General features: G+C 74.4%; 24 protein-coding genes. 9 read left to right on the forward strand and 15 right to left on the reverse strand.

Features of this window, described 5'->3' with window-relative positions:
• Positions 1-183 precede the first annotated feature (183 nt).
• Both AC3D3D_RS10285 and AC3D3D_RS10290 read left to right on the forward strand, forming a co-directional pair.
• Complete coding sequence (locus AC3D3D_RS10285; RefSeq protein WP_463661980.1) at positions 184-1,191, forward strand: ion transporter; 1,008 nt, start codon at positions 184-186, stop codon at positions 1,189-1,191.
• Positions 1,192-1,318: 127 nt separating this feature from the next.
• Positions 1,319-1,747 carry an SRPBCC family protein gene (locus AC3D3D_RS10290; RefSeq protein WP_463661981.1) on the forward strand — a complete coding sequence of 143 codons (429 nt, stop codon included), beginning with the start codon at positions 1,319-1,321 and terminating at the stop codon, positions 1,745-1,747.
• Between the two features lie 28 nt (positions 1,748-1,775).
• Here AC3D3D_RS10290 and AC3D3D_RS10295 read toward each other — a convergent pair whose 3' ends face one another.
• On the reverse strand, positions 1,776-2,432 hold the full coding sequence (locus AC3D3D_RS10295) for a hypothetical protein (protein ID WP_463661982.1): 657 nt from the start codon (positions 2,430-2,432) through the stop codon (positions 1,776-1,778).
• Between the two features lie 204 nt (positions 2,433-2,636).
• Between AC3D3D_RS10295 and AC3D3D_RS10300 the strand changes: the two genes are divergently transcribed.
• On the forward strand, positions 2,637-3,836 hold the full coding sequence (locus AC3D3D_RS10300; protein ID WP_463661983.1) for an LCP family protein: 1,200 nt from the start codon (positions 2,637-2,639) through the stop codon (positions 3,834-3,836).
• A gap of 93 nt (positions 3,837-3,929) precedes the next feature.
• On the opposite strand, the gene AC3D3D_RS10305 is transcribed toward AC3D3D_RS10300, so the two are convergent.
• Complete coding sequence (locus tag AC3D3D_RS10305) at positions 3,930-4,550, reverse strand: arsenate reductase/protein-tyrosine-phosphatase family protein (RefSeq protein WP_463661984.1); 621 nt, start codon at positions 4,548-4,550, stop codon at positions 3,930-3,932.
• A complete protein-coding gene (locus AC3D3D_RS10310) occupies positions 4,547-6,025 on the reverse strand; it encodes a tyrosine-protein kinase domain-containing protein (RefSeq protein WP_463661985.1) in 1,479 nt (492 codons plus the stop codon). Before AC3D3D_RS10310 ends, AC3D3D_RS10305 begins: the two co-directional genes overlap by 4 nt.
• Positions 6,026-6,265: 240 nt before the next feature.
• Here AC3D3D_RS10310 and AC3D3D_RS10315 point away from each other — a divergent pair, with 240 nt between their 5' ends.
• Complete coding sequence (locus tag AC3D3D_RS10315) at positions 6,266-7,159, forward strand: response regulator transcription factor (RefSeq protein WP_463661986.1); 894 nt, start codon at positions 6,266-6,268, stop codon at positions 7,157-7,159.
• Positions 7,160-7,202: 43 nt separating this feature from the next.
• On the opposite strand, the gene AC3D3D_RS10320 is transcribed toward AC3D3D_RS10315, so the two are convergent.
• The 9 genes from AC3D3D_RS10320 to aroD all read right to left on the reverse strand — a co-directional run bounded on the left by AC3D3D_RS10320 (position 7,203) and on the right by aroD (position 16,205).
• Positions 7,203-7,592: a hypothetical protein gene (locus AC3D3D_RS10320; protein WP_463661987.1), complete on the reverse strand. Its 390-nt coding sequence runs from the start codon at positions 7,590-7,592 to the stop codon at positions 7,203-7,205.
• Complete coding sequence (locus tag AC3D3D_RS10325; protein WP_463661988.1) at positions 7,589-8,305, reverse strand: signal peptidase I; 717 nt, start codon at positions 8,303-8,305, stop codon at positions 7,589-7,591. The genes AC3D3D_RS10320 and AC3D3D_RS10325 overlap by 4 nt, the downstream gene beginning before the upstream one ends.
• A 77-nt stretch (positions 8,306-8,382) precedes the next feature.
• Positions 8,383-9,324 carry a hypothetical protein gene (locus AC3D3D_RS10330; RefSeq protein WP_463661989.1) on the reverse strand — a complete coding sequence of 314 codons (942 nt, stop codon included), beginning with the start codon at positions 9,322-9,324 and terminating at the stop codon, positions 8,383-8,385.
• 53 nt (positions 9,325-9,377) lie between these two features.
• Complete coding sequence (locus tag AC3D3D_RS10335) at positions 9,378-9,953, reverse strand: alternate-type signal peptide domain-containing protein (RefSeq protein WP_463661990.1); 576 nt, start codon at positions 9,951-9,953, stop codon at positions 9,378-9,380.
• Between the two features lie 95 nt (positions 9,954-10,048).
• Entirely contained in the window at positions 10,049-10,621 is a 573-nt protein-coding gene (locus AC3D3D_RS10340; RefSeq protein WP_463661991.1) for an alternate-type signal peptide domain-containing protein, read from the reverse strand.
• Positions 10,622-10,807: 186 nt separating this feature from the next.
• The gene (locus tag AC3D3D_RS10345; RefSeq protein ID WP_463661992.1) at positions 10,808-12,055 is read right to left on the reverse strand and encodes a GGDEF domain-containing protein; all 1,248 of its coding nucleotides are present in this window, start codon (positions 12,053-12,055) and stop codon (positions 10,808-10,810) included.
• Positions 12,052-13,860, reverse strand: coding sequence for a sensor histidine kinase (locus tag AC3D3D_RS10350; protein WP_463661993.1), 1,809 nt, complete (start codon positions 13,858-13,860; stop codon positions 12,052-12,054). The genes AC3D3D_RS10345 and AC3D3D_RS10350 overlap by 4 nt, the downstream gene beginning before the upstream one ends.
• A gap of 86 nt (positions 13,861-13,946) precedes the next feature.
• Positions 13,947-15,203 (reverse strand): mechanosensitive ion channel, encoded by a 1,257-nt coding sequence (locus AC3D3D_RS10355; protein ID WP_463661994.1) that lies wholly within the window; start codon positions 15,201-15,203, stop codon positions 13,947-13,949.
• Positions 15,204-15,371: 168 nt separating this feature from the next.
• On the reverse strand, positions 15,372-16,205 hold the full coding sequence (gene aroD, locus AC3D3D_RS10360; protein WP_463661995.1) for a type I 3-dehydroquinate dehydratase: 834 nt from the start codon (positions 16,203-16,205) through the stop codon (positions 15,372-15,374).
• Positions 16,206-16,346: 141 nt separating this feature from the next.
• On the opposite strand from aroD, the gene AC3D3D_RS10365 reads away from it, so the two are divergent.
• A complete protein-coding gene (locus AC3D3D_RS10365; RefSeq protein ID WP_463661996.1) occupies positions 16,347-16,913 on the forward strand; it encodes a type 1 glutamine amidotransferase domain-containing protein in 567 nt (188 codons plus the stop codon).
• A gap of 29 nt (positions 16,914-16,942) precedes the next feature.
• Entirely contained in the window at positions 16,943-17,575 is a 633-nt protein-coding gene (locus tag AC3D3D_RS10370; protein ID WP_463661997.1) for a hypothetical protein, read from the forward strand.
• A gap of 13 nt (positions 17,576-17,588) precedes the next feature.
• Here AC3D3D_RS10370 and AC3D3D_RS10375 read toward each other — a convergent pair whose 3' ends face one another.
• Complete coding sequence (locus tag AC3D3D_RS10375) at positions 17,589-18,239, reverse strand: 4a-hydroxytetrahydrobiopterin dehydratase (protein WP_463661998.1); 651 nt, start codon at positions 18,237-18,239, stop codon at positions 17,589-17,591.
• 149 nt (positions 18,240-18,388) lie between these two features.
• On the opposite strand from AC3D3D_RS10375, the gene AC3D3D_RS10380 reads away from it, so the two are divergent.
• On the forward strand, positions 18,389-19,513 hold the full coding sequence (locus AC3D3D_RS10380; protein ID WP_463661999.1) for a trans-sulfuration enzyme family protein: 1,125 nt from the start codon (positions 18,389-18,391) through the stop codon (positions 19,511-19,513).
• An 89-nt stretch (positions 19,514-19,602) separates the two neighbouring features.
• Positions 19,603-20,019 (forward strand): MmcQ/YjbR family DNA-binding protein, encoded by a 417-nt coding sequence (locus AC3D3D_RS10385; protein ID WP_463662000.1) that lies wholly within the window; start codon positions 19,603-19,605, stop codon positions 20,017-20,019.
• Positions 20,020-20,170: 151 nt separating this feature from the next.
• Here AC3D3D_RS10385 and AC3D3D_RS10390 read toward each other — a convergent pair whose 3' ends face one another.
• A complete protein-coding gene (locus tag AC3D3D_RS10390) occupies positions 20,171-20,812 on the reverse strand; it encodes an SDR family oxidoreductase (protein WP_463662001.1) in 642 nt (213 codons plus the stop codon).
• A gap of 162 nt (positions 20,813-20,974) precedes the next feature.
• On the opposite strand from AC3D3D_RS10390, the gene AC3D3D_RS10395 reads away from it, so the two are divergent.
• The gene (locus AC3D3D_RS10395; RefSeq protein ID WP_463662002.1) at positions 20,975-21,811 is read left to right on the forward strand and encodes an NAD-dependent epimerase/dehydratase family protein; all 837 of its coding nucleotides are present in this window, start codon (positions 20,975-20,977) and stop codon (positions 21,809-21,811) included.
• On the opposite strand, the gene AC3D3D_RS10400 is transcribed toward AC3D3D_RS10395, so the two are convergent.
• Positions 21,747-23,261 (reverse strand): catalase, encoded by a 1,515-nt coding sequence (locus AC3D3D_RS10400; RefSeq protein WP_463662003.1) that lies wholly within the window; start codon positions 23,259-23,261, stop codon positions 21,747-21,749. The two genes, AC3D3D_RS10395 and AC3D3D_RS10400, sit on opposite strands and share 65 nt — an antisense overlap.
• Positions 23,262-23,598: the final 337 nt, after the last annotated feature.

Raw genomic sequence — 23,598 nt, forward strand, 5'->3', positions numbered from 1 at the left:
CGGTGGCCGTCCGACCGTGCAACGGCGTCCCCTCGGGATCCATTCCTTTGCATGACCAGACGTGACGCAGATCCCGTGCACACGGGCTGTGCTCCCCGCCGGAGCCGTGCCGGACGCCGGTCGACCCCTGGCACGATGCGCGTGGCCCTCGGGCCGTCCCGTCCCAGCGCCCGGAGCCCCCTCATGCACCCCAGCCCCCACCAGTCCGGCGACCCGACCGCGCCCGCGACCGGCACGGACCTGCGCGGACCGGAGCCCGGGTGGCGGGAGCGCCTCGGCGCCTGGGTGACGTCGGCGCCGGTGCAGCGCGTGGTCATCGCCCTCATCGTGCTCAACGCCGTCACCCTCGGCATCGAGACCTCCGCGACGATCATGGATCGCGCGGGTGGGATCGTGCGGGCCGTCGACACGGTGTGCCTGACGGTCTTCGTCGTCGAGATCGCGCTCAAGCTTCTCGCCTTCGGCCCCCGCTTCTTCCGCGACGGCTGGAACGTGTTCGACCTGCTCGTGGTGGGCATCGCGCTCGTGCCCGGCTCGGGCCCGCTGTCCGTGCTGCGCTCGCTGCGGGTGCTGCGCGTGCTGCGCCTGGTCTCGGCGCTCCCACGCCTGCGGTTCATCGTCGAGGCGCTCATGCACTCGCTGCCCGGCATCGGTTCGATCGCCATGCTGCTGGCCATCATCTTCTACGTCTCCGCGGTGATGGCGACCTCGCTGTTCGGGCCGGCCTACCCGGAGTACTTCGGCGAGCTCGGCGACTCGCTGCTCACCCTGTTCCAGATCATGACGCTGGACAGCTGGACCGGGGCGGTCGTCCGGCCGATCATGGAGACCCATCCCTGGGCATGGATCTTCTTCGTCGTCTTCATCCTCGTCTCGGCGTTCACCATGCTCAACCTGTTCATCGCCGTCATCGTCGACACCATGCAGTCCCTGGGTGACCGCCCCGCGGAGCACGACGACGCCGCAACGACCGCCCGCGGTACCGGCACCGGCGCGGCGGCGGCGCTGGTGGCCGGCGGGAACGACGCCGGGCAGGGCGCGGCCCCGCACGACGGCCCTGGTCCGACCGCGGCCGATGCCCCGGCGCCCGACGGCACCCTCGAGGAGGTCCTCGTCGAGCTGCGCGCCCTGCGGGCCCAGGTCGACACCCTCACCGCCCGCGACCGCGACGGCGCCCGCGACCGATCCTGACGCCGAGCGGCCGGGAGGCGGCCGGGGCGTCGCGGCGCGGGCGCGGGCATGCTCGGAACCTGGGCAGCGGCGGCGGGGGCCCGCTACGGTGGTGGGTACACGTCCGCGCCTACCGGGTGAGGCTGACATGACCACAGACATCGCCGTCTCCGTAAGCGTCGAGGCCCCGCGCCCCGAGGTCTGGCGAGCGCTGACCGTCGACGTGGGCCTGCGGCCCTGGTGGTGGGCGCACGCCGGCGACACGACCTTCGACCTGCCGCAGGGCGTCAACGGCCGCTACCGCATCGCCTCGCGCAACCTCGATGTCGCCGTCACCGGGTGGCTGCTGGAGAGCGAGCCGCCCGAGCGGCAGGTCGTCACGTGGCTCCGCCAGGGCGACGCGCCGCCGGAGGACGAGCGCGCCTTCGACCAGGTGACGATCACGCTGACGCCGGACGGGTTCGGCACCGTCGTCGACGTCCTGCACGTCACGCACCAGGACGACGCTGCGACCCTCGAGCGGGCCTGGACCGACCTGCTGGCCGCGCTCGTGCGCCTCTACGACACGACCCACTGAGGCCGATCGACGCCTGCGACCGGCGGACCTAGCCGACGACGCCGGACGGGTCCGCCGAACCGTCGGTCCCTCCGCCGCCGGGCAGGCCGGGCAGGCCCAGCGCGGCCGGCCCCTCGTTGATGACGCTGCGCAGCAGCTCCTCGGCCTCGGCGACCGCGGCGTCGGCCTCGTCGGTGGTGAGCGCCCCTTCGGCGACGGCCGTGTCGAGCTGCTGCTCGAGGGGGGCGATCCCGAGCTCGACGAGCTCCTCGGGGTCCACGCCCTGCTCGGTGGCGAGCTCGCCGAGCGTGGCGCCGGAGTGCAGCTCGCCGACGAGTTCCTGCGGGGTGAGGTCGAGCAGCGTGAGCGCCTCGGTGGCGGCGTCGACCAACGGCGCGAGGGCGTCCGCGGCCCCCTGGAGGTCGTCGCTCCCGAGGTCGGTCAGGGCGTCGGGCCAGGCGGGGTGGCCCGGCGTCGAGGGCTGCTCGTCCGTGGCATCGCCGTCGGCGTCGTCCTCGGTGGTGTCGTCGGACGATGAGCCGGGCCCGTCGGTGCCGGCCTCGTCGTCGGCCCCGGACCCGGCCTCGGCGGCCGCGGCGCGGTCGGTGTCTGCCCCCTGACCGAGCGTGGTGGCCACGGCGACGCCCCCGACGCCGAGGATCCCGACTCCCGCGACGGCGGCCGCGGTGATGATCGTGCGTCTCATGTGCTGCTCCCTGCCGGCTGCCGGTGGTGCGCCGCGGGACGGCGCTGCCTCGACGGTACGGCGCCCACGCCGGGGCGGCAACGAGTTCTGCCCGCGGGGCGGCGCGTGCGCGGGCCGGCGCCGAACTACAGTGGCCGCACACGTCCGCGGGGCCCGCGCGGGCAGCAGGCGGGAGAGCGCTCCCCCAGGATCGGTGGAGGCCACGTGACCAGTTCGACGCCCGAGGACGGCCCCGACGCGCCCCGGCCCGAGGACGACCCGCGCGCTGAGGACCTGCCGGAGGAGGACGCCAGCGACGAGGAGTTCATCGGCCTCGACGACGACGACGGTGCCGCCGCGATGGCCACCCGCCGCTCCCGCCGCGGCCGGCGCCGGATGAGCGGCGGCAGGAAGGCGCTCATCGCCTCGCTGAGCATCGTGCTCGTCCTGGTTCTCGTCGTGGCCGGGGCGGTCTGGTACATCCACCACCGCATCGAGTCGCAGATCGAGCGCGTGCCCGACGTCTTCGAGTCGGTCACCGACCGCCCCAGCCACGCACCGGACGAGGACGGCAGCGGCACGCCGGTCAACTTCCTCGTCCTGGGCTCGGACTCCCGCATCTCCGCGGGAGACGCCTCGCAGTGGGAGTACGGCGGTCAGCGCACCGACGCGATCATGATCGTGCACCTGTCCGGGGACCGGCGCAGCGCCGTGGTCATGTCGATCCCGCGCGACTCCTGGGTGCCGATCGCCGGCCACGGGGACAACAAGATCAACGCCGCCTTCTCCTTCGGCGGGCCCTCGCTCATGGTCCAGACCGTCGAGGACATCACGGACATCCCCATCGACCACTTCGCCGTCACCGACTTCGAGTCCTTCGCCACGCTCACCGACGAGCTCGGCGGCGTCGAGATCCACCTGCCCAACGGGATGGAGGGCACCACCCGCGACGGGCGCGCGGTCGAGCTCGGGCCCGGGACCCACCTCCTCGACGGCGAGGAGGCGCTGATGTACGCGCGCAACCGGTCCATCCCGGGCGGCGGCTTCGGGCGCGTGCAGCGCCAGCAGAACTGGATGCGGGCGATGATGTCGGCCGTCTTCCGGGAGGACCTGCTGCGCCGCCCGGCCGCGATGTACGACTTCGCGCAGGTCGTGGCCGGGACCGTGGCCGTCGACGAGCGCCTCTCGGTCAGTCAGATGACCACCCTGGGCCTCTCCATGCGCGACGTGCGGCCCGACGACGTCACGTTCCTCACCGCACCGGTCGAGGGCACGGGCTGGAGCCCCGACGGACGCCAGTCGATCGTCAACCTGCACTGGGAGTCCTTCGAGGAGCTCTCGGCCGCGATCGCGGAGGACCGCGCGCAGGAGTACCTCGACGAGAACCCCGAGGTCGCCGAGCGCCTCGACGAGGAGGTCCTCTGACCGGTGCCGTCCGGCGCGGTGCGGGAACGGCGGTCGGCGGGTCGGCACCGGAATGACGGCAGCCCCGGTGGGGCAGCCGTCCGGCGCGGTGCGTCAGCTGCCCACGACGCGGTCGGCGACGGCGTCGACGGCCTCGGCCACGAGGTCGACGGCGAGGCGGTAGTCCTCCGGCGAGCGTCGGAAGGGGTCGGGCACGTCGTCGAGCCCGGGGTCGACCTGGGTGCGGCGGCGCGAGGCGATCGCGACCAGGGCGCGCAGACGGTCGGCGGGCGTGACCGTCGCGCCCTCGCCCCGGGACCGGGCGGCGTCCTGCGCGGCCCGCTCGGCGAGCTCGGCGAGCTCGGCCTCGGTGACGTCTCCCGCCAGCCGCGCGAGCTCGCGCAGCGTGAAGGTCCGGCGCACCGCGCCGGGCGCGGTCTCGACGATCGCCGCGCGGTGCTCCCGCGACGCCGTGAGCACGAGGTCGGTCTCGGTGGCGATCCGCTCGGTCAGCACGCGAGCCGTGAAGTCGGCCGTGTCGGCGCCCCGGGCCTCGAGCAGCTCGGCGACGGGCGGGTCGATCGCCGATCCCACGAGCGCGCCGGTGCCGGCGCTGGTCACGTCGATCCCGCTGTCCGCGCCGAGCCGCAGGCGCAGCAGCCGCTCGGCCGCGGGGGACCGGCAGACGTTGCCCGTGCAGACCATGAGCACGCGCGCCCCGGCCGGGGTGGTCACGACGCCGCCCGGGCCTTCCGGGCGCGCCCTCGCGCGTGACGGCTCTCGGCGGTGGCGCGGCGCGGACCCTCGGCGCGCGGCGCGGACCGCGGCGTCCCGGAGGACGCCCCGCCCGGAGCGGCCTCGAGGGGCTCGTAGGTCGCGTAGGCGTAGGCGTACCGGCTGCTCGCGCGGTTGATCCGGTTGAGCACGATGCCGAGCACCTGGGTGTCCACCGTGCCGAGCGCCTCGATCGTGTCGGCCAGCTGGCCGCGGTGGGTCTGGCCGGCGCCCGCGACCACGAGCGTGCCGCCGGTGAGGCCGGACAAGACGGTGGCGTCGGTGACCGGCAGGACCGGGGGGCTGTCGAGCAGCACGGCGTCGTAGGAGGCGGTCGCCTCGGCGAGCAGCTCCTGCATGGCGCGCGAGCCGAGCAGCTCGCTGGGGTTGGGCGGGATCTGGCCGGTGGGCAGGATGTCGAGGGACGTCTCCCGCCAGGGCTGGACGACGTCCTCGAGCGAGGTCCGGCCGATGAGCACGGTCGTCAGCCCGACGGCGCCCTCGAGCCCGAGGTAGTCGGCGATCGAGGGGCGTCGCAGGTCGGCGTCGACGAGCAGCACCCGCGCGCCGGTGTCGGCCAGCGCCGCGGCGAGGTTGATCGCCGTCGTCGACTTGCCCTCGCCGGGTAGGGAGGAGGTGATGACCATGGAGGACGGCCCGTCGCCCAGGTCGACGAACTGCAGGTTGGTGCGCAGGCGCCGCATGGCCTCGGCGGGCGCGCCGTGCGGCTCGGCGTGCACGAACACGCGGTCCTTGCTGGCGTTCTCCTTGACCGGGACCGCGCCGATGACCGGGGTGTCGGTGACCTGGTTGACGTCGTCCTCGGAGTGCAGGCGGGTGTCGGACAGGTGGCGCACGAAGGCGGCACCCAGGCCGAGCAGGAGACCGACGACGAGCCCGAGCGCGGCGTTGCGGACGACGTCGGGCGAGGAGGGCGAGCTCGGCACCTGGGCGGGCGTCATCACGGTGGCCTGGACGGGGGCGGTCTCGCCGCCGTCGGGGGAGGAGAGGGTCGCGGCGGTGCTCGCGAGCTGGTCGGCCACGGCGTTGGAGATCCGTGCGGCGTCCTCGGCGCTGGTCGAGTCGGTCGAGACCGAGAGGATGACCGTGTCCTGCGGGACGGTGACCGTGACGATGCCGGCGAGCTGCTGGGCGGTCATGTCCAGACCGAGCTCCTCGACCACGGGCTCGAGCACCAGCGGCGCGGTGGCGACCTCGGCGAAGGAGGTCATCTGCCGCTGTGCGAAGGTCGATCCCTGGGCCAGGTCGGAGACCGAGTCGCCGCCCTGGACCGAGAAGAAGACCTCGGCGCTGGAGGTGTAGCGCGGGGTGGCCAGGAGGCTGGCGGCCAGCGAGGCGGCCAGGCACAGCAGCGTCACGATCGCCACGATGAGCCAGCGTCGGCGCAGAACCGCCACGTAGTCGGTCAGTTCCACGGATCCACCTTCGTGTCGTTACCGGGGTCGTGGTGCGGTCGGAGCGCCCCGTGCGAGCGCAGCCGCGCACCGTCGTGCGTGGGGGGTGAGGGAGTTGTGAGACTACTACGGGGGCCGGCGGGATCCCGCGGTTTGACGGTGCACGTGAGGCACCTGGCACCTCCTGTGACCCGGTCCCATGACCTGGGACGACGCCGACCGTGCGGGCGGTCGCGCTGATAACAGCGTGCCGCGACTGATATGGGGCGGATCGCGGTCGTCGTCGAGGACGACGCGGACATCCGCTTCCTGCTGGAGACCACCCTGCGGCAGGCCGGCTTCGAGGTGCACAGTGCCGCGACGGGGGAGGCCGGCGTCGAGGCCGTGCGCACGCACGACCCGCTGGTGACCACGCTGGACATCTCCCTGCCGGACATCGACGGGTTCGAGGTGGCGCGGCGGATCCGGCAGACCTCCTCGACCTACCTGCTCATGCTCACCGGCCGCTCCGACGAGATCGACACCCTCCTCGGCCTCGAGGCCGGTGCGGACGACTACGTGACCAAGCCCTTCCGGCCGCGGGAGGTGCGCGCCCGGATCGAGGCGATGCTGCGACGGCCGCGTGCCGTCGCGGTTTCGGCGCCCTCGGCGGGCATGCCCGCCGCCGGGTCGCCGTCGGTCGGTCCGCCGTCCGCCGGGGCGCCGTCTGCCGGGGCGCCGTCTGCCGGGTCGCCGTCCGCCGGTTCACCCTCGATGGGCGGGGCGATGGGCGGGACGCCCGAGGTGGGAGCGACCGTCGAGGCGGCCGACGGGCCGGCGGAGATCCTCCGCCACCGGGACCTGCTCGTCGACCTCGACGCACGCGACACCGTCCTCGACGGCGCCCCGGTCAACCTCACCCGCACCGAGTTCGACGTGCTGGCCGCCCTGCTGCGGGCCGGCCGGCGCGTGCTGAGCAAGGACGAGCTCGTGCGGGTCGCCTGGGGCGAGCACGACGACTTCGCCCTGACCCCGACCGAGTCGGACCGCCGGGCGCTGGAGGTCCACGTCGCCAACCTGCGGCGCAAGCTCGGTGACGCGGCCACCGCGCCGCGATTCGTGGAGACGGTGCGCGGGGTGGGCTACCGCCTCGCCCCGGCCCGCCCGGCCGTCTGACGCACCGGGACCGACCGCTCGCTGCCCGGCCCGTCACCGGACGTCACTGCGTGGCGGTGGGATCTGCGCCGGACAGCGCCGCGTGCCGTCGGCAGGTGCGTATCAGCGCCGTCGCGGTCGTGCGGGCGACCTCGTCGACGTCGCTCATGGCGTGGTGCCGGGACGAGCGGTCGGCGGCGGGGACGCGGGCCAGGTGGCGGGTCCGGCAGGCGAGCCGGGCCGCGCCGAGCATCTCCGCCGAGCAGGCGAGGGACAGTGCGGCGACGCGCAGGTGCTCGGGGTCCGTCGCCTCGCGGAGGCGGGCGAGCCGGGTATCGAGCATGTCGACGAACCGGTCGATCATGCCGGTCGCCGCCGGGACACCGACGTCGCCCGCCAGGTCGCACAGCTCGTCGGTGTCGAGGGTGCGGCAGCAGGTGGCGGTCGGCGTCACCGGAGGTCCCGCCGTCGCGCGCCGACGGCGGTCGGGACTGCGGAGGCGGGCTCGCCCGGGGCACCCCCGGCCGGCCGGCCGCCGGAACCGACGGTGCTGAGCTGGGCCGCCTCGACGGCGGTCGACGCGTCGTCGTCGGTCACCGCGTCGTCGGGAGCCGTCGACACGGCACCGGCCTGCTCGGCGTCGCCCTCGTCCGCACGGCGGCCACGCACCGCGCCGACGACCTGGACGCCGGCGTAGACGAGGAGCGCCGCGGCGGCGACGACCGCGCCGGTCGCCTTCTGCCCGCCGTCGAGGAAGGTGGCGACGTACCCGGCCAGCGGCACGTGGTACCTCACCTCGCCCCGGATCTGGGTGGCGGTGACCTCCCAGTCGTCGACCGTGCCGTTGGCGTCGCCCTGGGTGACGAAGCTGACGCCGGAGGCCGAGTCGTGGCGCTCGACGATGCGGTGGGTGACCAGGCGGGGGTCGTCGGGCCAGGGCATGATGGTGATGACGTCGCCGACCTGGAGCTTGGCCGCGTCCTCCTCACCCTCGACGGGGTCGACGACGACCTGGCTGCCCGGCGCGATCGTCGGTTCCATCGAGCCGGTGAGGATCGTCAGCGGCACCCAGCCCATGAGCCGGGGGACCACGACGAGCGCGCCGAGCAGGGCGAGGATCGCGATGAGCAGCAGGCCGGTCAGTGCGCGGCCGATGCGGCGGGACATGGTGGTCTCCTGGGTGGTGTCGGTGCGTGCGTGGGTGGCGTGCCACGGCCGGTGCCCGGCAGCCGGCCGTGCCGGCGTCACGCGCAGGCGATCTGGTCGGCGAAGATGAGGAACTCGAGGGTGGTGATCGCCGCGTGGGCAGTGCTGGTCACGCTCCGGTTGCCCGGGAGCGTCGCGACGACGCGGACGTCGTGGTGCTGGCGGTCCCAGATGTTCGTCGTGATGCTGTCGCTCGTGAGTCGGACGGAACGTGCACCGGCCGACGACACCGTCGTCAGCGGCTGCCACTGGCCACCGTCGTTGCGGCGCTCGAGCCGGAAGGACTGGGGGTTGGCGGGGCTCGGCTGACCCGTGGCGCCGTCGACCCAGTTCCAGCTGATCTCGATCTCTCGGTTCTGCCTGATGTCGCGGCACTGCACCGAGGTGATCGCCGGCAGCGCGGGGAGCTGCTGGGTGGTCGTCCAGGTGCTGCCGGCGGTCCAGGTGCCGGCGCCGGCCTGCGTGGCGGCCAGGGTGGTGGTCACGCTCAGGGCGGCGCCCGGGTGGCTCGCCCGCAGGGCCTCGCTCGGGACGAGGGTGACGCAGAGCGTGCGGGCCCCGCTCAGGGCGGCGCCGCCGGAGACGGCGAAGCTCGTCCCGGCGCCGGAGGGGTTCGCGGTGAAGGTGGCCGTCCCCGCGGCGCAGGAGCCGCCGGTGGAGACGCGGTACTCGAGGCGGGAGCCCGCCAGCTGGGTGCCGGTGAGGGCGACGCCGGCCGCGGTGACGGACACCGTGCTCGGCGCCCAGGTGCCGGTGACCGTGCCGCCGGGGGTGACCGTCGTCGAGCCGGACACGGCGCCGGAGGTGGTGAGGCTGAGTCCGCCGGTGGTGGTGGCGGGGACGTCGACCGCGACGGCGTCGTTCCAGGCGGCCTCGGTGCGGCCGGTGGGCGCGAGCAGGACGACGAGGAGCACCGCGGCGAGCGCGGCGAGAAGGACGCCCAGGGGGCGGTTCGCCCGTCGCGTACGGGTGGTGCTCACGGTGGTCTCCTTCTCGTGCTCGCTGCGGGTGAGGTGGTGCGGGGGTGGGCCGGTCAGGCGTCCTGGACGAGGCGCCAGCTCAGCTCGCCGGGGTCGACGCTCTGGTGCTGGAGGCGCTCGCCCCACCAGTTGGAGCGGTCGGCGGCGCGGGGGCGGCCGTCGGTGGTGGCGGGGATCGTCCAGGTGACGGTGGCCGTGGCGGTGGCCCCGTCGTCGTCGCCGGTCACGGACACGCCGTGGGTGCCGTCGGCGGGCAGCGCGCTGGTCACGGCGACGCGGGAGAAGGCGGTGAGGTCCACCCCGCCGACGACGAACCGCAGCGCCGAGGTGTCCAGGGACAGCGTGGCGGCGAGGGTGTCGCCCTCGGCACGGACAGCGACGGTGGAGGTGAGCACGATCGTGTCCCCCACGGCCAGCGGTGCGGCGCCCAGGGCGATCGAGCTGCCGTCTGCCCGGGTGACGGTGAAGGACTGGGAGACGGCATCGACCTCGAGCCGGCCCGAGCTGATCGGTGCCGCGTCGACGGTGGCGGAGTCGACCCAGGACGCCGCGGTGGTCCCGGGACCGGAGAGGAGGACGACGGCGAGCGCGCCCGCGAGCCCGGCCGCGGCCAGTCGCCTGCTGCTCATCGTCGTCCTCCTCTCGTGGGGGTCGGCCGGGGGTCCGACCTCGGGGATCCGGCCGGGGCCGGTGGCTTGTCGCCGGCGGCAGCCGGCGCGGGGGGTCAGCTGACGGGCTGCTGGGCCAGGACGACCTCGAGGTCGGCCAGCGCGACCGTCTGGCCCTGGGCGACGAGCCCGGTGGTGGCGGCGTCGAAGGGGAGGGTGACGGCCACGTCGAGGGTCTGCGCGGCCGAGCCGGCGGTGACCGGGGTGGACAGGCCGTCCACGGCGTCGCCGTCGAGGGTCAGCGAGGCGGACTCGGCGATGGCGCCGGCCAGCTCGGCGTCGCCGGTGAGGTCGCCGAGGTTGGTGGACAGCGTGGCGGTGAGCTCGTCGCCGGTGGCCTGGATCGTCATCGACTCGGAGTAGGTGAGCACGTCGCCGGGGACGATGCGGTAGGTGCCGCTCTCGACCGAGGCGGTGACGTCCTCGCCGTGGACGTTGGTCCACGCGCCGTCGTCGACGGCGTCGATGGTGAGGACACCGGAGGTGATGGTCGCCGAGCTGGCTGCCGCGGCCGAGTCACGCCACTCGGCGAAGGACGCACCGCCGCCCGCGAGGATGGCGATGGCGGCGGCGCCGGCGGCGACGCCCTTCCAGGTCTTCGAGCGGGGGGAGGAGGTGGAGCGCGACATGTCGTGCCTTTCGGGAGGGGGTGCGCACCCGGCCTTCCCGGGCTGCTGGGAGAGATCGTGCGACAGCCCCCTCAAGGTGTCCTTGCCGTCACCTGTCGTTCCCCTCAGGTTCTGCTCAGGAGATACCGGCGACCCTCAGGACCGGACAACTCCGGCACCCGGGGTGCGTGCCAGGCAGGAAGATGCTCACTCGCGGGGTGGGGCCGGGGCACCGCCCGCTCGTCCGCGCGGGGCGCCGATGCTGCGGCCGACCCGGGCCAGGCTCGCCGAGCCCTCCTCGACCGTCGCGACGTGGACCCGGTTGCCGCCCAGCTCGCGGGCGCGCACGGCGGCGTCGCGGCACACCTGGGCGAGGTCGTCCAGGTCGTACCCGGCGCTCGCGTCACCGGCCACGCCGATGCTCAGCCGCAGGCGCAGGTGGCCGGTCGCGACCTCGAGCGGCACGCGGGCCAGCTCGGCGCGCACGCGGTCGCCCCACTCCTGGGCCTCGACGGTGGATCGGCTGGGCAGCAGCACGTCGAAGCCGGTGCGGTGGTCCTCGCGGCCCATGAGCGCCAGCGGCGGCAGCAGGCGCAGCACCACCTCGCCGAGGACGATCACCGCGCGCCGGGCGACGGACGCGTCGAAGGCCTCGGTCAGGCGCGTGTGGTCGTCGAGGTCGAGGGTGACCATGGCGACCGGGCGGTGGGTGGCGCGGTCGCCGGCGATCGCCGCCTCGGCGAGCGGGCGGAAGCTGCGGATGGTCCGCGCGCCGGTCATCGGGTCGTAGTTGGCGCTGCGCAGGCGCTCGCGCGCGCGGTCGTCGGAGCGCAGCGCGATCATCCCGAAGGCCGCGCAGGTGTAGAGCACGATGATGGCGATCGACGCCGGTGCGGTGCCGGCCCAGCGCTCGAACACCGCGGAGTCGGGCCCCGCCGTGAGGAGCAGCGCGAGGCGCAGGAGGTAGAAGGCGCTGGCGGTGAGCAGGACGGCGGCGAGCAGGACCACGACGGGTGAGCGGCGGCGTCGGGCGCGGAGCAGCTCGGCCCCGGTGCCGAGGGCGCCCAGCGCGGTCGCGGCGAGCATGACGGTCCCCCCGGCCCAGGGGCGCTCGGGCGCGCCCACGGCGAGGGTGGTCCCGGAGGCCGCCAGGGCGAGCAGGACCGGGAGCCACAGCTCGGAGCTCCGCCCGACCCAGCGGCGGGACCCGCTCCACAGCAGGCAGGTGGTGAGCACGGTCGCGGCGTTGCCGATCGCGTTGACCCACCACATGGCGGGGAAGCCGGCGGCGACGACGAAGGTGCCGGCCGCGACGATCCCACAGGCCAGCGCCGCGCCCCACAGCCGGTCGACGGGGTCGTCCCCGCGGTCGCGGGCGTCGACGACGAAGATCGTCGCCACGGTGACGATGGTCAGTCCCGCGGCGACCTGCAGGGTGAGCGCGTCGAGGGTCACCGGGTGCCTGCCGCGGGCAGCGAGACCTCGACGGTGGTGCCCTCGCCGAGCCGGCTCTCGAGGGTGATGGTCCCCCCGAGGGCCTCGACGATCTGCTTGGTGATGTGCAGCCCCAGGCCCGTGCCCTGCACCGCGCCGCCGCGCACGGCCGGCGCCCGGAAGAAGCGGGCGAACAGGCGCATCCGGTCCCCGGCGGAGATCCCGATGCCGGTGTCGGTGACCATCAGGTGCACCCGGTCGTGTGAGCGCCAGGTCTCCACCGTCACCGAGTCGCCGGGGCGGGAGTACTTGATCGCGTTGGAGACGATGTTGTCGGCGATCTGGGCGACCCGCACCGGGTCGGCGTCGACCTCGCAGGGCTCGTCAGCCTCCAGCCGCAGCGTGAGGCCCCCGTCGGTCACCCGCGGACACTGCCCCTCGACGACGTCGCGCACGACGGCGGAGAGGTCGACGCGGCCTACCGGGCCGCTCGAGGCCCCGGCCGCCTCCCGCGCGGCGATGAGCAGGTTGGAGATGAGCAGCTCGAGGCGTTCGGCGTTGCGCGTGGCGATGTCGAGGTGCGCGGCCGACGCCGCGGGCAGGTCGGGCTCCTCGGCGGCCAGGTCGAGGTAGCCCAGGATCGAGGTGAGCGGGGTGCGCAGCTCGTGAGTGACCGAGGAGACGAAGTCGTCGCGCTGGGCGAGCGCCTCGATCTCCTCGGTGAGGTCGTGGGTGATGACGACGGTGCCGGCGGGCCGGCCCTCCTCGTCCGTGAGCGGTGCGGCCGAGATGCGCTGGGCGGAGCGCCGGTCGGTGGCGTCCACCCACCAGACGAGCTCGCGGTCGATGCGCTCTCCGGCGTCGGAGCGCATGAGCGGCCTGGCCTCGGGCTCCAGGGCGGTGCGTCCGTCCTGGCCGAGGACCCGACCGGTGTACCGGCGTCGGACCTCCGGGTCCCGGACGGACTCGCCGACGCCGGGCACGGGTGCACCCTGCTCGGCGAGCGCGCGGTTGACGAGGATGACCCGGCCCTCGGCGTCCAGGGCGACGACCCCGGCGTCGACGGTGTGCAGGACGGCCTCGACGAGGCGGCGCTGCGCGCGGGCGTCGGCGAGTGCCTCCTCGGCGACCTGGCTCTGCGCGGCGACCAGCTCGAGGCGCGCGGTGGCGCGCCGTTCGGAGCGGGCGACCACGAGCGCGACGGCGATCAGCACCGAGGGGACGATGAGCAGCCGCTGCAGGGAGGCCGGGCTGAGGTCGGGCAGCGTGCCGGTCCAGGCCAGCGCGCCCAGCTCGCGCGACCACGCGGCGGCCGTGCCGAGCAGGACACCCGGCGCCACTCCGCCGTGCGGGAACGCGCGAGCGAGCCACAGCACCGGCAGCACGAGCATCGAGGAGACGACCAGGGAGTCGGCGATGAGCAGTCCGACGGCGAGTATGTCGAGGACGGGCACCGCCGCGACGGCGACGCGGGGCAGCCTCGGCCAGGGCACGACGACCGCCCCGGCCGTCGCGACGAGGACGGTGAGCAGGGCGAGGAAGGTGCGGCCCTGGCTGAGGATCTCGGGGGTGGTCCACACGTGCACGAGGGCGACCACGCCGGCCACGGCGACGAAGGGCAGCTGCCGGCCGATGACCGAGGACGGTCGTGTCTCGTGGCCCTGGACCACGAGGTCGGGCGAGCCGGTCGTCGGATCGAGCGGGCGCAGCGGGTCCGCCCCGAGCGTGGCTCGTGCGTCCTCGGCACCGTCCTGCTCGGTCCCGGCAGCCCCGAGCGTTCCGCGTGGGACGCTCTGTGCCCGTGCGGGGGCGGCTCCCGGCTCCATGACGCCGACGATACGAGACGGCGGACGCCCGCGAGCCGGGTGGCTCACGGGCGTCCGCCGATGCTCATGCAGACCTGCGTGCCCGGTCAGGGCTGCGGCTGGTCGTCCAGCTTCTTCTCCGCGCGGTTCAGGGTGCGCGCGGCGGCGTCCCGGCCGCCGAGCCCGAAGGCCAGCGCCGCCGCGAGCGCGCCGCCGACGACGACCGCGCCGAAGGCGAGGTTGACGATCGACTCCGCGATGCCCATGTAGCTCAGGCCCATCGCCGCGAAGAGGGCGATCGTGGCCCAGTAGACGATCTGGCCCGGGGTGGTGCGGCCCAGCGCGTTGCGGAGCACCGTGGCCACGAGCACGCCGACCGCGACGAACGCGGCACCGAACAGGACCCGGCCGCCGACGGCGATGACCTCCTCGAGGAAGGCGGTGATCTCGGGGAAGCCGAGCAGGCGGGTGGCCATGATGGCGAAGAACAGCACGATGGCGATCTTGACCACCGTGGCGATGATCGACGTCGCCCGCTGGTTCGAGGGGACGATGCCCTGCTCCGCGGCGACGCGGTCGAGGCTCGTGGCCGACAGGGTCGACCCGACGAGCTGGCCGACGAAGCGCGCGATGAACCAGCCGACGATGAGCAGCGCGACCGCGGCGAGGATGTTCGGCAGCGCGTCGAGGACGGACTCCAGCATCGACGACGCCGGGTCGGAGATCGCGGAGATGCCCAGGATCTGCAGGGCGGAGATCGAGACGACGACGAGGACGACCGCGAAGACGAGGTTGGCGATGACGTCGGTCAGGCTGGTGCTGCTGCCCGCGGGTGCGCCGGGCGCCTGCCCGGGTGCGGGCTGGTGGGGCGCGGTCCCGTCCGGTCCGGGCTGCGGTGCGCCGGCCGGTGCGGGAGCCGTCTGCCTCCCGCCACGTGCCTGGAGACGGGCGACGCGCTCGTCGAGGCCGGCGGAGTACAGGGCGGTGCCGACGACCTGGCGGGCGATGCGCGCGAGGACGAGGCCGATGAAGAACACCACGCCGGCGCCGATGGCGTTCGGCAGGTAGCCCAGGAAGGTGTCGAGCATCGAGGTGATCGGCGAGAGCACCTGCTCGAGGCGGAACACCTGGAGGATGGCCACGAGGCCGAACATCCACACCAGCAGGGAGGCGATCTGCCCGACCGCGGTCCCCAGGCTCTGGCCGTCCCGGCCGGTGCGCTGCAGCGCCGGGATCCGTGCGACGAGCTTCTCGATGCCCGCCTTGATCGCCTTGGCCAGCAGCCAGGTGACGAGGAGGATGACGAGGGCGACGAGCACCTTCTCGAGCAGCCCCACCCAGTCGTAGTTGCGCAGTTGGTCCATGTCGTTGTGCTCGCTTCCGGATCGATGGCAGTCCTTCTCGGGCGCCAGAAAGATAGCGGTGTTCGTCCCATATGTGAAGGTGGTGAGATCACGCCGAGGTGGTCCGTGCCACGGGACATCGGCCGAGCTGAGGACCGGGTGCGACGACGCGCCGACGGCCCCGTGGACTCAGGGGCGGGCGCTGCCGGCGAGGGCGTCGAGGGTGGCCCGGACCTCGCCGACCGGGAGCTGGCCGGGTGCCGACGTCGCGGACACGGCCGCGAAGGTGGCCGCCGAGCCGAACCGGCCGCCGACGAGCCGCGTGGGAACGCCGAGGTCGCCCATCGCCATCGTGATCAGCGGGATCCGCGCCGTGGCGGCCCGCTCGTCCGTGGCGGCGAGCAGCTCGAGGACGTCGCTCGCGGTCCGCGGGGTGACGGCGATCTTCGCGACGTCGGCGCCGGCGCCCTCCATCGCGGCGAGCCGGGCGACGATCTCCTCGCGCGGCGGCGTGCGGTCGAAGTCGTGGTGGCTGAGGACGAGCGCCGGGCCGGTGAGGCGGCCGGCGTCGGGGCGCCCGGCCCGCAGCGCCGCGAGGATCTCGGCTGCCGCGGGGTGGTCGGCCTCGACGTCGAGGAGGTCCACCCCCGCGGCGCCCGCGAGGGCGGTGACCAGAGCCAGGTACTCCTGCGGCGAGGCGTCCCCCGAGCCACCCTCCGCCGTCGTGCGGTAGGTGAGGAGCAGGGCGGCGCCGCCGCAGGCGGCGACGACCTGCGGCAGTGCGTCGAGGACGGCCGCCGCGAGGTCCGGAGCGGGGTCGGTGCCGCGCGCGGGCGGCAGGGCGAGGTCGAGGCGCCACTCGACGACGTCGGCCCCGGCGGCGACGGCCTCCGCGGCGCGGGCCGGGGCGTCGTCGGCGGTGACGATCGGGACGATGACCGCGGGGCTCGCGGCGCTCAGCGTCGCCCCGCCCACGCGCAGCTCGGCGGGGACGACGACGTGCGGGGCGCGACCGGGGGGCATGGGCACACGGTAGCGACCGTGTTCGCGCGCGGCGGAGCGGGGCCCGCGCTCCGGGCTCCCAGGATGCGCCCGTGGTCGATCGGCGGTTCCATGGAGGGGACCGCGGCCCGCACGGGCCGATCCGAGCCCAGGAGGTACACCATGGCTCCGTCCATCTCCGGTAAGAAGGTCGCCTTCGTCGCCACCACCGGCGTCGAGCAGTCCGAGCTCACCGAGCCCTGGAAGGCCGTCGAGGCCGCCGGTGGCGTCCCCACCCTCATCTCCCTCGAGCCCGGCACGATCACCGCGCTGCGCTCGGACTGGGACCGGGGCGACGACTTCGAGGTCGACCTCGAGGTGCTCGCCGCCAACCCTGACGACTACCAGGCGCTGGTGCTGCCCGGCGGCACGCTCAACGCCGACGCGTTGCGGACGTCGACCGACGTGACGAACTTCGTGCGGGCCTTCTTCGACGCGCACAAGCCCGTCGCCGCCATCTGCCATGCGCCGTGGGTCCTCATCGACGCCGGCGTGGTCGAGGGCCGCACCCTCACCTCCGTGCGGTCGGTGGCCACCGACCTGAAGAACGCCGGGGCGAGCTGGGTCGACAAGGAGGTCGTGGTCGATGCCGGCCTGACCACCTCGCGCACCCCGGCCGACCTGCCGGCGTTCTGCGCGAAGACCGTCGAGGAGATCGCGGAGGGCAAGCACGCCGACCAGACCGCCTGATCCGCCGCGTCACCTGGCACGATGCCGGGGTGACCGGCACGAACGACGACGACCGCCCGCCCGCCGCGCGAGAACGTGGCCGGGCGGGCGGTCGCCTGCTCGTCGTCGTCGGCGTGCTGGCGCTGCTCGCGGGCGCGGTCGCGGCGCTGACCCTCGAGCTGGTCGGTGGGTCCACGGGGGCACCGCCGTCGCTGGTGGGCAGCGAGCCCGTCCCGGCCGACGACGGCGTCGCGGACCTCGACGCCGAGGCCCCCTACGTCGTGGTCGCCGACCTGACCGGCTCGGCGGTGGCCGGCGAGGCGGCGTCCGAGGTGCCTTCGGGCGGCGCCGCTGGTGAGGACGCCACGGGCGCGCTGACGGAGGAGCCACGGTGCGCCGTCGACGGTCCGGGCGGCGGGCTCGAGGTCGAGTCGGCGACGAACTGGGCCCACGGCGACCGGCCGGCGGTCGCCCGGTTCGTCACCGGGGAGGCCGGCCCCCACGAGATCACGTGCACCTCGGACGGCGCCGCGCTGAGCGTCGGCGTCGCGGACGACGGCGCCTACGCCTGGGAGCAGGAGCGGGGGAGCGAGCGCGTGGTCACCCACGCCCTGGCCGCCGCGTGCCTCCTGCCGGGCTTCGCGCTGCTGGCGGTCGGCCTGCGCCGGAAGAACCAGGTCTGACGCGCCCGCCCGGTCAGCGGTCGAGGACGGTGCAGAAGCAGGCGCGGTTGCCCTCGGCATCCTCGACGACGACGAAGGCGCGCGCCCGACCCATGTCCTCCACGACGCGGCCGCCGGCCTCGACGGCGGCGGCGACGCGGGCGTCGAGCTGGTCGGCCGGGACCTGGACGTCGAGGTGGAAGCGCTGACGCGGCCGCTCGTGGGGCTCGGTGAGCTGGAACCAGAGCAGCGGGGTGCGCCCGGCCGGGTCGAGCACCTCGTCGCCGTCGACGTTGTCCGGCGAACCGGTGAGCACGCTCGACCAGAACGGGGCGATGGCGCCCGTGTCGGCCGTGTCGAGCGCGAGGTCGACCCGCATGACGTCCGCGGGGGCGGCCTCGATGCCCAGGTCCGCGGCGATCGCGCTGATCCGGCGGGCGAGGTCGACGTCGCGCTGGGTGAGGCCGCCGGCGTCGTGGCTCGTGAGCGTGACCGCCACGGCGGGGTAGGTGAGCGTGACGTCCGGGTGGTGGTTCGCCTCCTCGGCCGCCGCACCGATCGCCTGGACCAGCTTCAGGCCGCGGTCGAAGCTCCCCGTGGCGAAGCGCGTCTGCAGGGTCACCCAGACGTGGCTCCACCCGGTCAGCCGCGCGTCCTGGATCTGTGCCGTCGTCAGCGTGTCCATCTCGACCAGCGTGGCACCGCCCACCGACATCGGCATCCGGGGTCGGGGTGTCCGGCGGGCCGGTCGGGTGTCCGGCTGCCCCCGACCGCGGTCCGGGACGGGCGCCGACCGGGCGGGGCGACGCCCCGACGGCGACCTATCGTGCGGGCATGACGTCCACCTGGTCCGCACACACCCGCACCGTCGCCCTCGGCCGCCCCACGGGCGAGGGCGCCCCGCTCAACCCCCCGCCGGTCCTGGCCTCGACCTTCCGCTACGGCGGCACCGACTACTCCCGGTTCGGGACCGATTCCCACGCCGCCTTCGAGGAGGTGATGGGCAGCCTCGAGGGCGGCTCCGCGCTGTCGTTCGCCAGCGGCATGGCGGGGGCCGCCGCGATCCTGGAGACTCTGCCGGTCGGCACCCACGTCGTCACCAGCGCGAACATCTACCACGGGGTGCGCAGCCTGCTCGCCGACCTCACCGAGCTCGGCCGGCTGCGCGACGTGCCCGTCGACGCCACGGACCCGGACGCCGTCGCGGCCGCGCTGGACGCCGCGCCGAGCGACCAGGGCGAGGGGCGTCCTGGCGCCGTGCTGTGGCTGGAGACCCCGAGCAACCCGCTCATCCAGGTGCTCGACGTCGAGGCCCTGTGCGCGGCGGCCGCCGAGCGCGGGGCGGACGTCGTCGTCGACTCCACCTTCGCCACTCCGCTGCGGATGAACCCGCTCGCGCTGGGCGCCACCTACGTCCTGCACTCGGCGACGAAGTACATCGGCGGGCACTCGGACCTGCTCATGGGCGTCGTCGGCGGCAAGGACGAGCAGGTGATGGAGCCCGTGGCCCGGCAGCGGTCCCTGCACGGCGGCGTCCCCGGCGCCGTGGAGACCTTCCTCGCGCTGCGCGGGGTGCGCACCCTGGCCGTGCGGCTCGACCGGGCAGAGGCGAGCGCCGGCGTCCTGGCCGAACGGCTCGACGCCCACCCCGCCGTGACGCGCGTGTGCTACCCGGGCCTGCCCGGCGACCCGGGCCACGAGCTGGCCCGCCGCACGATGCGCGGCTTCGGCGCGATGCTCTCCTTCTGCGTCGCCGACGAGGACGCCGCCGACCGGGTGCTCGAGCGCACCGAGCTCGTCGTCGTGGCCACCAGCCTGGGCGGGGTGGAGACCAGCGCGGAGCGGCGCAACCGCTGGAACGAGGGGACCCTGACCGGGCTCATCCGCCTGAGCGTCGGCATCGAGGACGTCGAGGACATCTGGGCCGACCTCGCCGCCGCACTCGACCCGGAGGCCTGATCCGTCCGGGCCCTCCTCGTCTCGCGGTCCGGGTGCCGCGAGGTCCGATTCCTCTGGGGCCGGACCCTCCCTGGGTCTACCGTGCCGGTATGGCGCACCCGCAGATGTTCGACGACGACGACCCGGTGCTCGCCCGCGTGCGCGACCTCGCGCTCGCCCTGCCCGACGTGCAGGAGAAGGTCAGCCACGGCCGCCCGACCTTCTTCACCACCCGCACCTTCGCGACCTACGGCGGCAGCGTGAAGCTCGGCGGCGGCGCCCACGAGCAGCACCCGCACTCCCTCCTGCTGCGGCACACCGACGACGGCGAGGTGCGCGCCCTGCTCGACGACCCGCGCAGCTTCTACCCCGCCTACGTGGGGTCGAGCGGCTGGTACGGGATCGACCTCGACGACGCGACCGACTGGGACGAGGTCGCCGAGCTCCTCGAGGAGTCCTACCGGGCCACCGCGGGTCCGAGGCGCGTTGCGCGCCTCGACCGGCCGGACGGTGCTCCGCCGGACTGAGGCCCCACGCGCGCGGCCCGCACCTCCGCCCGACCTCGCTGAGGACACGAGCTGTTGTCGAGGACACGACTGAGGCGCCGAGCGTACCTACCAGGGAGGTACGCCCGGCGCCTTGCTCGTGTCATCGGCGAATCGGACCGCGCAGAGATCGTCAGGCCAGGGCGTCGGCGATCGGGGTCTCGCCGTCGGCGAAGTTGTACGTGCGGCCGATCGAGGAGCTGGTCCGCAGCGCGCCGGCGATGACGGCGGCGACGTTGGCCCGGGAGGTCTCCCCGGATTCGTCGGTCAGCGTGATCCGACCGGTGGCGGGCGTGAGGGTCAGCCCGCCGGGGCCCAGGATCGTCCAGTCGAGCCCGCTGGCGCGCAGGTGCGCGTCGGCCGCGGACTTCGCCTCGGCGTAGGGAAAGAACGAGCTGTCCTCGGGCACGCCGTGGTCCGGGCTGGAGCCGACGTAGGACACCATGACGTAGCGCTGCACGCCGGCCGCCTTCGCGGCCTCCATCGTGCGGATCGCGGCGTCGCGGTCGACGGCGTAGGTGCGGTCGGGGTTGCTGCCGCCCGCCCCGGCGGACCACACGACGGCGTCGTGCCCCGAGATGAGCTCGGTGAGCTGCTCGGTGCTCATCTGCTCGACGTCGGCGACGACCGGGTTGGCCCCGGCCTGGCTCACCGCGGCGGACTGGTCGGGGTTGCGGATCACCGCGTCGATCGAGTCGCCGTTGCCGACGAGCAGGGGGTGGAGGAGGAGGGCGACCTTGCCGTGGCCACCGAAGACGATCACCTGTGAAGTCATGCCTCGACGCTACGGCCCCTTGCGCCGCGGCGCATCGGCGGGGCGGCCGCTCTCGCTGCGGGCGGAACGGGGAACAGGGCCGTCGCGGAGGTGGGGGTCGGGTGAGGACCTCGTTGAGCGCCTCGGTGGTCGAGAGATGGGTCCAGATGCCTCCGTGCACGGATGACCGCCGATGTCATGGCGGCCCACCGCGCCGGCCGGCTGCGCGCCGTCGAGGTGCGGGCCTCGGACTACCTCGGCGCCGGCGTGGGGCAGAACGGGCACGCCACCCGCAACATCGAGCGGATCCGGGCGGGCAGGAGCATCCAGGTCATCGGCGCGAGCGACCAGCCGCACGCCTGGACCTTCGTCGAGGACGTGGCCCGTGCCGTCGTCGAGGCCGCCGCGCGGCCCGAGCTGCACGGGCGCACGTGGCTGGTGCCGACCAACCCCGCCCGCACGCAGGCCGAGCTGGCGGCCGACCTCGCCGGCGCGCTCGGCCTTCCCGCGCCGAAGGTCTCGGTGGCGCCGCGGTGGCAGCTCGTCCTCATCGGCTGGTTCGTGCCGGCGATGCGGGAGATCCGCCAGCTCGAGCACCAGTTCACCGCGCCCTACCTCATGGACACCAGCGAGGCGGAGGGGGCCTTCGGCCTCGCGCCGACCCCGTGGGCCGAGGCGCTGGTCCGGACGGTCGCGCCCGAGGGAGCCGCCCGCGCCGAGACCGTCCGAGCGGCGGGGGCCGACGGCACGGCGACCCGGACCCGCCGCGCGGCCGACCGTGCGGCGGGTCCGGGCGCAGGGCGGCCTGTCGGCGACGCGGCCCGATCGCGAGTAGGCACGAGAACGCCGCGCGCCCCCGTGAGTCTCCTCCCGGGGGCGCGCGGCGTGCGGCATGGTCGCTGCTGCGACCGGCGGCGCCGTCCCAACCTGCGTGCGCCGGTCGGGCTGTGGTCGGTCAGGCCTTGTTGGCGCGGACCTTGGCCTCGATGGCGTCGCCGGTGGCCTGGTCGACGGCCTTGACGTAGCGGAACGCGCGCTCGAGCACGCCCTCCGAGACGCCGTCGCTCAGCCCGCCCGCGACGGTGTCGACGTAGGCGGCGCGCTGGGCGTCGTCCCAGACGTCGCGCACGAGCGTGCCGGGCTGGCTGAAGTCGTCGTCCTCGGCGCGCAGGGTGTAGGCCTGGCGGACCATCTCGCCGTCAGCCTCCCAGCCGGCGTCGACCGGGCCCTGCTCGTCGGAGTAGTCGCGCCCGTAGGAGTTGGGCACGTAGTTCGGCCGCGCGCCGTTGTGGTCGTACGCCATCGGGCCGTCCTGGCCGTAGTTGTCGACCTCGACGATCGGCTTGTTGACCGGCAGCTGGTTGTAGTTCGGGCCGATCCGGTAGCGCTGCGCGTCGGCGTAGGCGAAGACGCGGCCGAGCAGCATCTTGTCGGGGCTGAAGCCGATGCCCGGGACCGTGTTCGACGGCGAGAAGGCGGCCTGCTCGATCTCGGCGTGGAAGTTGACCGGGTTGCGGTCCAGCGTCATCGTGCCGACCTCGATGAGCGGGTAGTCCGCGTGCGGCCAGGTCTTCGTGAGGTCGAACGGGTTGATGCGGTAGGTCTTGGCGTCCTCGTAGGGCATGACCTGCACCGACAGCGTCCAGCGCGGGTGCTCGCCGCGGTCGATGGCGTCGATGAGGTCGCGGCGGTGGAACTCCGCGTCCTCGCCGGCCAGGCGGGTGGCCTCCTCGTTGGTGAGGAACTCCATGCCCTGCTGGGTGTGGAAGTGGTACTTCACCCAGAAGCGCTCGCCGGCGGCGTTGACCCACTGGTAGGTGTGCGAGCCGTAGCCGTTCATGTGCCGCCAGGTGCGGGGCAGGCCGCGCTCACCCATGAGGTAGGTGACCTGGTGGGCCGACTCGGGGTTGAGCGTCCAGAAGTCCCACTGCATGTCGTTGTCGCGCAGGCCGGTGGCCGGCTGGCGCTTCTGCGAGTGGATGAAGTGGGGGAACTTCATGGGGTCGCGGACGAAGAAGACCGGGGTGTTGTTGCCGACCAGGTCGTAGTTGCCCTCGGAGGTGTAGAACTTCAGCGAGAACCCGCGCACGTCGCGCCACGTGTCGGGCGAGCCGAGCTCACCGGCGACGGTGGAGAAGCGGGCGAGCATCTCGGTGCTGGCGCCCGGCTGGAAGACGGCGGCCTTGGTGTAGGCCGAGACGTCGGCCGTGACCTCGAAGCGGCCGAAGGCGCCCGCGCCCTTGGCGTGCGGGCGGCGCTCCGGGACGGACTCCCGGTTGAAGCGGGCCAGCGACTCCACCAGCTTGACGTCGTGCAGGAGCAGGGGGCCGTCGGTGCTGATGCTCAGCGAGTTGCGGTCGCTGACGGCGGGCGCGCCGGTCTCCGTGGTGCTCGCGCCGGTGGGGCGGGCGCCCTCGGGGAGCGCGCCGAGGCTGTCGGTGCGCGGGTCGTGGGTGGGCTGCGTCGTCATGCATCGTCCCTTTCTTCGGTTCCTCGCCCCGCGTGCGGTCGGGGCCCGACGCCCGGGCCCCCGGCGGGAGCCCGACTGCGTCACGTTCTCTATGGGCGACAACTCCGCAGCCGCCGTCTTCATTCCCGTGTGCATGCATCCGTATCGAGTTCTGGGTCTCGGCGTGCTGCTGCGGCGGGGTCCGGACCTGGGCCGATGCGTGCGATCGCGCGGTCGGCCGCCCCTGCCCCGCACAATATGACGCGGCGCCATCATCGTGTGGTGGCGTCCAGGTGAACGGACGGTGGCGGTCCGGCGGTCGGGTTCGCCGGCCGCAGCGAGCCGGTCGCCGCGCCGC

It is taken from the genome of Georgenia sp. X1117, assembly GCF_057784635.1.

What these genes read in the sequence shown, in the direction of transcription:
- AC3D3D_RS10340 (WP_463661991.1), bottom strand. Translation starts at nt 10,621, where the DNA reads ATGTCGCGCTCCACCTCCTCCCCCCGCTCGAAGACCTGGAAGGGCGTC.
- AC3D3D_RS10395 (WP_463662002.1), top strand. Translation starts at nt 20,975, where the DNA reads ATGACCGCCGATGTCATGGCGGCCCACCGCGCCGGCCGGCTGCGCGCC.
- AC3D3D_RS10355 (WP_463661994.1), bottom strand. Translation starts at nt 15,203, where the DNA reads ATGGACCAACTGCGCAACTACGACTGGGTGGGGCTGCTCGAGAAGGTG.
- AC3D3D_RS10290 (WP_463661981.1), top strand. Translation starts at nt 1,319, where the DNA reads ATGACCACAGACATCGCCGTCTCCGTAAGCGTCGAGGCCCCGCGCCCC.
- AC3D3D_RS10400 (WP_463662003.1), bottom strand. Translation starts at nt 23,261, where the DNA reads ATGACGACGCAGCCCACCCACGACCCGCGCACCGACAGCCTCGGCGCG.
- aroD (WP_463661995.1), bottom strand. Translation starts at nt 16,205, where the DNA reads ATGCCCCCCGGTCGCGCCCCGCACGTCGTCGTCCCCGCCGAGCTGCGC.
- AC3D3D_RS10390 (WP_463662001.1), bottom strand. Translation starts at nt 20,812, where the DNA reads ATGACTTCACAGGTGATCGTCTTCGGTGGCCACGGCAAGGTCGCCCTC.
- AC3D3D_RS10385 (WP_463662000.1), top strand. Translation starts at nt 19,603, where the DNA reads ATGGCGCACCCGCAGATGTTCGACGACGACGACCCGGTGCTCGCCCGC.
- AC3D3D_RS10375 (WP_463661998.1), bottom strand. Translation starts at nt 18,239, where the DNA reads ATGGACACGCTGACGACGGCACAGATCCAGGACGCGCGGCTGACCGGG.
- AC3D3D_RS10325 (WP_463661988.1), bottom strand. Translation starts at nt 8,305, where the DNA reads ATGTCCCGCCGCATCGGCCGCGCACTGACCGGCCTGCTGCTCATCGCG.
- AC3D3D_RS10295 (WP_463661982.1), bottom strand. Translation starts at nt 2,432, where the DNA reads ATGAGACGCACGATCATCACCGCGGCCGCCGTCGCGGGAGTCGGGATC.
- AC3D3D_RS10285 (WP_463661980.1), top strand. Translation starts at nt 184, where the DNA reads ATGCACCCCAGCCCCCACCAGTCCGGCGACCCGACCGCGCCCGCGACC.
- AC3D3D_RS10350 (WP_463661993.1), bottom strand. Translation starts at nt 13,860, where the DNA reads ATGGAGCCGGGAGCCGCCCCCGCACGGGCACAGAGCGTCCCACGCGGA.
- AC3D3D_RS10365 (WP_463661996.1), top strand. Translation starts at nt 16,347, where the DNA reads ATGGCTCCGTCCATCTCCGGTAAGAAGGTCGCCTTCGTCGCCACCACC.
- AC3D3D_RS10335 (WP_463661990.1), bottom strand. Translation starts at nt 9,953, where the DNA reads ATGAGCAGCAGGCGACTGGCCGCGGCCGGGCTCGCGGGCGCGCTCGCC.
- AC3D3D_RS10380 (WP_463661999.1), top strand. Translation starts at nt 18,389, where the DNA reads ATGACGTCCACCTGGTCCGCACACACCCGCACCGTCGCCCTCGGCCGC.
- AC3D3D_RS10315 (WP_463661986.1), top strand. Translation starts at nt 6,266, where the DNA reads ATGGGGCGGATCGCGGTCGTCGTCGAGGACGACGCGGACATCCGCTTC.